The organism is Vibrio zhanjiangensis, assembly GCF_030161235.1.
Classification (GTDB): Bacteria; Pseudomonadota; Gammaproteobacteria; order Enterobacterales; family Vibrionaceae; genus Vibrio; species Vibrio zhanjiangensis.
Window position 1 is genome coordinate 61,897 of sequence record NZ_BSPW01000020.1, and the last position, 8,598, is coordinate 70,494.

At 44.6% G+C, this 8,598-nt stretch carries 6 protein-coding genes; 5 read left to right on the forward strand and 1 reads right to left on the reverse strand.

Going from position 1 to position 8,598, the window contains the following annotated elements; translation table 11 throughout:
• Nucleotides 1-199: 199 nt before the first annotated feature.
• Nucleotides 200-1,354: a methionine adenosyltransferase gene (metK, locus tag QQK21_RS04865; RefSeq protein WP_284191063.1), complete on the reverse strand. Its 1,155-nt coding sequence runs from the start codon at nt 1,352-1,354 to the stop codon at nt 200-202.
• 309 nt (nt 1,355-1,663) lie between these two features.
• Here metK and tkt point away from each other — a divergent pair, with 309 nt between their 5' ends.
• The 5 genes from tkt to mscS all read left to right on the forward strand — a co-directional run bounded on the left by tkt (nt 1,664) and on the right by mscS (nt 8,437).
• A complete protein-coding gene (gene tkt / locus QQK21_RS04870) occupies nt 1,664-3,658 on the forward strand; it encodes a transketolase (RefSeq protein ID WP_284191064.1) in 1,995 nt (664 codons plus the stop codon).
• Between the two features lie 131 nt (nt 3,659-3,789).
• Nucleotides 3,790-4,830: an erythrose-4-phosphate dehydrogenase gene (epd, locus tag QQK21_RS04875; protein WP_284191065.1), complete on the forward strand. Its 1,041-nt coding sequence runs from the start codon at nt 3,790-3,792 to the stop codon at nt 4,828-4,830.
• A gap of 147 nt (nt 4,831-4,977) precedes the next feature.
• Entirely contained in the window at nt 4,978-6,138 is a 1,161-nt protein-coding gene (locus QQK21_RS04880; protein WP_284191066.1) for a phosphoglycerate kinase, read from the forward strand.
• A gap of 149 nt (nt 6,139-6,287) precedes the next feature.
• Nucleotides 6,288-7,364, forward strand: coding sequence for a class II fructose-bisphosphate aldolase (fbaA, locus tag QQK21_RS04885; protein WP_284191067.1), 1,077 nt, complete (start codon nt 6,288-6,290; stop codon nt 7,362-7,364).
• 209 nt (nt 7,365-7,573) lie between these two features.
• A complete protein-coding gene (gene mscS / locus QQK21_RS04890) occupies nt 7,574-8,437 on the forward strand; it encodes a small-conductance mechanosensitive channel MscS (protein WP_284191068.1) in 864 nt (287 codons plus the stop codon).
• Nucleotides 8,438-8,598 lie beyond the last annotated feature (161 nt).

Sequence of the window (8,598 nt, forward strand, 5' to 3'; positions counted from 1 at the left end):
CGATGCTCGGCTTTGCGACTGCTTGTTAAGCTGCGCATCTGTAGGTATGCGGTAAGAAATGTTTCAGTATCTCTTAACCTTTTGTTAACTATTGACCCCGGAACAAAAAAATACAAATTTGCTGTTTGCTTTTTGTGGCATAAAACAAAGGGCTTCTGGATAACCAGAAGCCCTTTGTTAATAGCACATCGAAATTAAACTAGTTTAAACCAGCAAACTCGCGTAGTAGAACGGCTTTATCAGTCGCTTCCCACGGGAATTCTTCGCGACCAAAGTGGCCATAAGCCGCCGTTTTCTTGTAGATGGGCTGCAGCAGGTTAAGCATTTCTTGAAGACCATATGGGCGCAGATCAAAATGCTGACGAACCGCTTCAACAATAATATCTCTGGATACTTTTTCTGTTCCAAATGTTTCGACCATAATAGAGGTTGGATCGGCAATACCAATGGCATAAGACAGCTGAATTTCACAGCGCTCAGCCAGTCCAGCGGCGACAATGTTTTTTGCCACATAACGTGCAGCATATGCAGCACTACGGTCGACTTTTGATGGATCTTTTCCAGAGAAAGCGCCGCCGCCATGACGAGCTGCACCGCCATAGGTGTCTACGATGATTTTGCGACCGGTTAAACCACAGTCACCCATTGGGCCACCAATAACAAAGCGACCTGTCGGGTTGATGAAGTATTTGGTATCTTTATTTAACCACTCCGCAGGAAGAACAGGTTTGATGATCTCTTCCATTACCGCTTCACGAAGGTCTGGGGTAGAGATTGAGTCGCTGTGTTGAGTTGAGAGTACGACAGCATCGATACCAACAATGTTACCTTGATCATATTGGAAAGTAACTTGAGATTTGGCATCTGGCCTCAACCAAGGCAGCGTTCCATTTTTACGTACTTCTGCCTGTTTTTGAACCAACAGGTGAGAATAGGTAATAGGTGCTGGCATTAACACATCGGTCTCATTGGTTGCATAACCAAACATAATGCCTTGGTCGCCTGCACCTTGTTCTTTAGGATCGCTTTTATCGACGCCCTGGTTAATATCTGGCGATTGCTTACCGATAGTATTTAGAACGGCGCAAGAGTCTGCATCAAATCCCATTTCTGAGTTAATGTAGCCAATTTCACGCACGGTTTGGCGAGTCAGCTCTTCAATATCTACCCAAGCAGATGTCGTAATTTCCCCACCTACCATTACCATGCCAGTTTTCACGTACGTTTCACACGCAACACGAGCTTTAGGATCTTGTTCAAGGATTGCATCAAGAACTGCATCAGAAATCTGGTCTGCAATTTTATCTGGATGACCTTCTGATACGGACTCAGAAGTAAACAGGTGTTTAGCCATGATAGCTCCGCTTTAATTTTTTGAGTTAGTGAATGTCTAGATTCACTAGCGCTGAATAGTATGAATAATAGTAGGTGTATCTACTTCTAGACGTCTATTCTAGTTTTCCTCAAACCAAATTCAAGTTTTTTTTCCATTTATTACATATGTTATTTATCATCTTGTTCTACACAGATATCATTGAGTTTTATGTTTTTATAATGAAATTTGGAGGTATTTTCGGTAAGTAAACGTTTGCAGTGTTCTGGACGCTCTGAGAGAATAAAAGACCATCAAATCTGTTTTCGCTTAATGCACTCAGGAGCAAACATGTCTTCCCGCAAACACCTAGCTAACGCTATTCGTGCCCTTAGCATGGACGGCGTACAACAAGCCAATTCTGGTCACCCCGGCGCCCCAATGGGCATGGCCGATATCGCTGAAGTTCTTTGGCGCTCGCACCTAAATCATAACCCAGCAAACCCTGAATGGGCCGATCGTGACCGTTTTGTACTGTCTAACGGCCACGGCTCTATGTTGATTTACTCTCTGCTGCACCTTTCAGGTTACGCTTTATCAATTGATGAGCTGAAAAACTTCCGTCAGCTGCACTCGAAAACGCCAGGCCACCCAGAATATGGCTACGCGCCAGGTGTGGAAACCACGACCGGCCCTCTTGGTCAAGGTATTACTAATGCAGTCGGTATGGCATTAGCTGAAAAAACGCTTGCGGCGCAGTTTAACAAGTCAAGCCATGAGATTGTCGATCACTACACCTACGCTTTTATGGGCGATGGCTGTTTGATGGAAGGGATCTCGCACGAAGCGTGCTCTCTAGCGGGTACACTAGGTCTTGGTAAGCTTATCGCGTTTTGGGATGACAACGGCATCTCAATCGATGGTCACGTTGAAGGCTGGTTCTCTGACGATACGCCTAAGCGGTTTGAATCTTACGGCTGGCATGTTGTTCCAGCGGTTGATGGCCACGATCCTGACGCGATCGATGCGGCGATCAAAGCCGCGAAAGCCGATCCTCGTCCAACCTTAATTTGTACTAAGACCATTATCGGTTTTGGTTCCCCAAATAAATCCGGTTCTCATGATTGTCACGGTGCTCCGCTTGGCGCTGATGAAATTGCGGCAACTCGTAAGCAACTCGGTTGGCAGCACGGTCCATTTGAAATCCCTGCGGATGTGTATGCCCAGTGGGACGCTAAAGAAGCTGGCGCAGCGAAAGAAGCGGCGTGGAATGACAAATTTGCCGCGTACGCTGCGGCTTACCCAGCAGAAGCGGCGGAGCTTAAGCGTCGTCTCAATGGCGAATTGCCTGCTGAGTGGGAAGAAAAAACCCGTCAAATCATTGCCGACTTGCAAGCTAACCCAGCCAACATTGCTTCACGTAAAGCGTCACAAAACGCGCTGGAAGCCTTTGGTCAAATGTTGCCAGAATTTTTGGGCGGCTCTGCCGACTTAGCGCCTTCCAACCTCACCATGTGGTCTGGCTCTAAATCAGTATCGGCAGAAGATGCGTCAGGCAACTATATCCACTACGGCGTGCGTGAATTTGGTATGACAGCCATCATGAACGGTATTGCTCTGCACGGTGGTTTTGTGCCTTATGGCGCGACTTTCCTTATGTTCATGGAATACGCGCGTAACGCCATGCGTATGGCGGCGCTGATGAAGATCCAAAACATCCAAGTCTACACGCACGACTCGATTGGTTTGGGCGAAGATGGCCCAACACACCAACCTGTTGAGCAAATGGCTTCGCTGCGCATGACGCCAAACATGAACACATGGCGTCCGTGTGATCAGGTTGAATCTGCAGTAGCTTGGAAACTGGCGATTGAGCGTAAAGACGCACCAACGGCACTGATTTTCTCTCGTCAAAATCTCGCGCAGCAAGCGCGCAGCGCAGAGCAAGTCGCGAACATTGCCAAAGGTGGTTACATCCTAAAAGACTGCCAAGGTCAGCCAGAGCTTATTTTAATTGCTACGGGCTCAGAAGTAGAGCTTGCCGTTAATGCGGCCGCGGAGCTAAGCGCGCAAGGCACAAACGTGCGCGTGGTGTCTATGCCATCGACCGATGCCTTTGACCGACAAGACGCGGCTTACCGCGAAAGCGTTCTACCATCCGATGTGACCGCGCGTGTGGCCATTGAAGCGGGTATTGCTGACTTCTGGTACAAGTACGTTGGTTTTGACGGTCGCATCATAGGCATGACCACCTTTGGTGAGTCTGCACCAGCTGATGAGCTGTTCAAGATGTTTGGCTTTACCACTGAAAATGTGGTGAACACAGCAAAAGAGCTATTGGATTAGTCACGCTATCAAGCAAAAGAGCCGAGTATTGCATGCATTACTCGGCTTTCTATTTGTCAATACTATTAGGTGCGATTTATACATCTATCAGGTAGTATTTATGACACGAAAATGATGTAGGGGATGGACTCATGCTAAAAGTGGCGATCAATGGATTTGGCCGTATCGGTCGCAATGTACTTCGTGCTGTGTATGAGAGTGGAAAAAATCAGCAAATTAGAGTTGTTGCAGTTAACGAATTAGCCCAACCCGATGCCATGGCGCATCTGCTGCAATATGATACCAGCCATGGTCGGTTTGGTAGGAAAATCACCAATGACCAAGAACATATCTATATCCATCATGATGTGCCTTATGAGGGGACAGGGGAATTTGACTCAATTCGCATCTTGCATCTCTCCGAGATCGACTTATTACCTTGGCGAGATCTGGAAGTTGATTTAGTCATAGATTGTACAGGTGTTTTTGGCACGCAAGCGGATGGTCAAGAACATATTAAAGCGGGCGCAAAAAAAGTACTGTTTTCTCATCCTGGATCTCATGATCTGGATAACACCATTATATATGGTGTTAACCACACAACACTAAAAGCAGAACACAAGGTGGTTTCTAATGGCTCTTGCACCACCAATTGCATCGTACCCATTATTAAAGCGCTGGATGATGCTTTTGAAATTGAGTCGGGCACCATCACAACCATTCATTCTTCGATGAACGATCAGCAAGTTATCGATGCCTACCACACTGATCTCAGACGGACACGTGCAGCGAGCCAATCAATCATCCCTGTGGATACTAAGTTGCATAAGGGGATTGAAAGAATATTCCCGAAATTTTCTAACAAATTTGAAGCTATTTCGGTCAGAGTTCCGACAGTAAACGTCACAGCGATGGATTTGAGTGTCACAGTTCATACAAATGTGAAAGTTAATGACGTAAATCAAACCATAGTCACCGCTTCTCAGTGTACATTACGAGGAATAGTTGACTATACTGAAGCTCCGCTTGTTTCGATTGATTTTAACCATGATCCACATAGCGCGATTGTTGATGGGACACAAACTCGGGTCAGTAACGGCCATTTGGTGAAAATGTTAGTGTGGTGTGACAACGAATGGGGTTTCGCCAATCGTATGTTGGATACCGCGCTTGCGATGCAAGCGGCGCAATAAACTGAATTTGGCTTAGAGATATATTTATTTTTAGCCTTGAAATAAATACTGATAATCTCCATATCTAAACCAGTTTACAGAATCAATAGGTTGGGCTTGTGCGTCGAACCGATAAAATTTTATTTTTAATATTTGAGAGGACACATCATGTCTGTGATCAAGATGACTGACCTGGATTTAGCAGGTAAGCGTGTATTTATTCGTGCAGATCTTAACGTACCAGTAAAAGAAGGCAAAGTAACTTCTGATGCACGTATTTTGGCGTCTTTACCGACCATCAAGCACTGTCTTGAGGCGGGTGCAAAAGTAATGGTGACATCTCACCTTGGACGTCCGACCGAAGGTGAATACGCGCAAGAGTTCTCTCTACAACCTGTTGTGAATTACCTAGACGATGCTCTAGATTGTGACGTTAAGCTGGCGAAAGATTATCTAGATGGCTTGGAGCTCAACGCAGGTGAACTCGTTGTTCTTGAAAATGTTCGATTTAACAAAGGCGAGAAGAAAAACGAAGAAGCGCTTTCTAAAGCATACGCCGCACTTTGTGATGTGTTTGTTATGGATGCCTTTGGTACTGCTCACAGAGCACAAGCATCCACTCATGGTGTAGGTATGCATGCACCAATCGCATGTGCAGGTCCTCTTTTAGCCAATGAATTAGAGGCACTAGCGAAAGCCATGGACAAGCCAGCTCGCCCAATGGTCGCCATTGTGGGCGGCTCTAAAGTATCGACTAAATTAACCGTGCTTGAATCATTGTCAAAAGTGGCTGATCAGCTCGTTGTTGGTGGTGGTATTGCCAATACCTTTATTGCCGCGGCTGGACACAATGTTGGTAAATCACTATATGAAGCAGATCTTGTTGATACTGCGAAAAAATTGATGGATGAGTGTGCAATTCCAGTTGCAACTGATGTGGCTTGCGCGAAAGCTTTTGATGAGAATGCACCAGCCGAAATTAAAAATGTCGCCGATGTTGAAGATGACGACATGATTTTCGACTTGGGTCCAGATTCCACGGCTGAGCTGGCAAACATTCTTAAGAATGCCAAGACTATTCTTTGGAACGGCCCAGTGGGTGTATTTGAATTTAAGAATTTTGAAGCGGGTACTAAAGGTATTTCAGAGGCAATTGCTCAATCGGAAGGTTTTTCTGTCGCTGGTGGTGGCGATACCTTAGCGGCAATTGATAAGTTTGGTATCAAGGCCGATGTCTCTTATATCTCCACCGGTGGCGGCGCTTTCCTTGAATTTGTTGAAGGCAAAGTGCTTCCTGCAGTAGAGATGCTGGAAGCTCGCGCTAAGTAATTAGTGGAAAGCGGGAGAAGTCTCCCGCTTTCTTGTTTGCTGCATAGGTGGTGATTTTTTGATAGAGTAACTGCCGTTGTAGCAAGCGTGTGTAAGAATTTTAACTTATAAGTTTTGTTTTAAAACGATAGATAAATAGGATGACAGCCATGTCTAAGATCTTCGATTTCGTAAAACCAGGCGTGATTTCTGGTGATGACGTACAGAAAGTTTTTGAAGTAGCAAAAGAGAATAACTTTGCTCTTCCAGCCGTCAACGTGGTTGGTACTGATTCTGTAAACGCAGTACTAGAAGCCGCTGCAAAAGTTAAAGCCCCTGTTGTTGTGCAATTTTCAAACGGTGGTGCTGCTTTCTTTGCTGGTAAAGGCGTTAAACTTGAAGGCCAAGGTGGCCAAATCCTGGGTGCTGTTGCTGGTGCTAAGTACGTTCATGCAGTGGCAGAAGCTTACGGTGTACCTGTTATTCTTCACACCGATCACGCGGCTAAGAAGCTTTTACCATGGATTGATGGTCTTCTTGATGCTGGTGAAGAGTTCTTCGCGCAAACGGGTAAGCCATTGTTCTCTTCTCACATGATTGACTTGTCAGAGGAATCACTTGAGGAAAACATCGAAATTTGCTCGAAGTACCTAGCGCGTATGGCCAAAATGAACATGACGCTAGAAATCGAGCTAGGTTGTACTGGTGGTGAAGAAGATGGTGTTGATAACTCAGACATGGACACGTCAGAATTATACACTTCTCCAGAAGATGTGGCTTATGCATATGAAAAACTGACAGCGATAAGCCATCGTTTCACTATTGCTGCGTCTTTTGGTAACGTTCACGGTGTTTATAAGCCAGGTAACGTGGTTCTTACTCCTACCATTCTTCGCGACTCTCAAGCATACTGCTCTGAGAAATTTGGTCTTGCTCCTAATTCACTTAATTTTGTATTCCATGGTGGTTCAGGTTCGTCTGAAGCAGAGATTCAAGAATCGATCAGCTACGGTGTCATTAAAATGAATATCGATACTGATACTCAGTGGGCAACTTGGGATGGTATCCGTCAATATGCTGCGGAAAACTATGACTACCTTCAAGGCCAAATCGGTAACCCAACAGGTGAAGATGCGCCAAACAAAAAGTACTACGACCCACGCGTATGGTTACGCAAAGGTCAAGAGTCAATGGTTAAACGTTTAGAGAAAGCATTCTCCGATCTAAACGCAGTTAACGTATTGTAATTACGCGCTGTCTTATACTCCGTTTATGCGTTAAAGCCTGCTTTTGATAAGCAGGCTTTTTTGTTACTTGTCTTTTTAAGCTGTGAATGAGATAAGACGCACTAAAAAGAATGGCGAAAAGCGTCACCATTACTTATCTTTTACGAACGACTATTTGTATGACTGTATAAGTATCTGTTAAAAAGCATTATTTTTAGAGGAAATAGACTATGTCAGGAGATGCTGGGAAGATCGAAACTCCAATCATTGATGGATTAGGGGCTGCGGAATCTTGGGTGAGCAATAATTCTGAATTGTTGATTCAGTATGGTATCAATCTAATTTCAGCCATTCTGATACTTTTCATTGGTAATATCATTGTAAGAATGATTGCGAATGGTGTTGCTAAGGTATTAGAAAAGAAAGATATGGATAAAGCGATCGTCGAGTTTATCCATGCGATAGTCCGTTATCTATTATTCATTATTGTTTTGGTTGCGGCACTAAGCCGAATTGGTGTTCAGACAGCTTCTGTTGTAGCCGTCATCGGTGCAGCTGGTTTAGCGGTGGGATTAGCGCTGCAAGGCTCATTGTCGAACTTTGCCGCTGGTGTGTTGATTGTTGCTTTTCGTCCATTTAAATCAGGTGACTATGTGCAGATTGCTGGGGTAGGCGGTAGTGTAGAATCTATTCAAATCTTCCAAACCATTCTAAAAACACCGGACAATAAAATGGTGGTTGTGCCTAATAGCAGCGTTATTAGCGGGCCTATAACGAACTTTTCTCGTCATCAAACAAGACGGATTGATTTAGTCATTGGTGTTTCATATCGTGCAGATTTGCAAAAAACCAAGCAATTACTGACCGAAATCTGTCATGCAGACTCGCGTATTTTAAAAGATCCTGAGGTCAAAGTCGGTGTACATGCGCTAGCAGATTCTTCGGTAAATTTCGTTGTGCGTCCATGGGTTGAAACGAGTGAGTACTGGAATGTCTATTTTGATTTGATGCAAGCGATTAAGGAAGGTTTGGATAGAGAAGGTATTGAAATTCCTTTCCCACAAATGGATGTTCACCTCAATAAAGTTGACTAACCAACTCAATAAGATAAATGCGAGGTTTTTGCCTCGCATTGTTATCAATGTTTTGGATATTTTCATGTTTATTTTATCGATTAGGCTGACCATGATTTGTGTCATTACTGAGGGATCTTGACGGGATAAATACCATTCGACTCTGTCGTATCCTTACATTC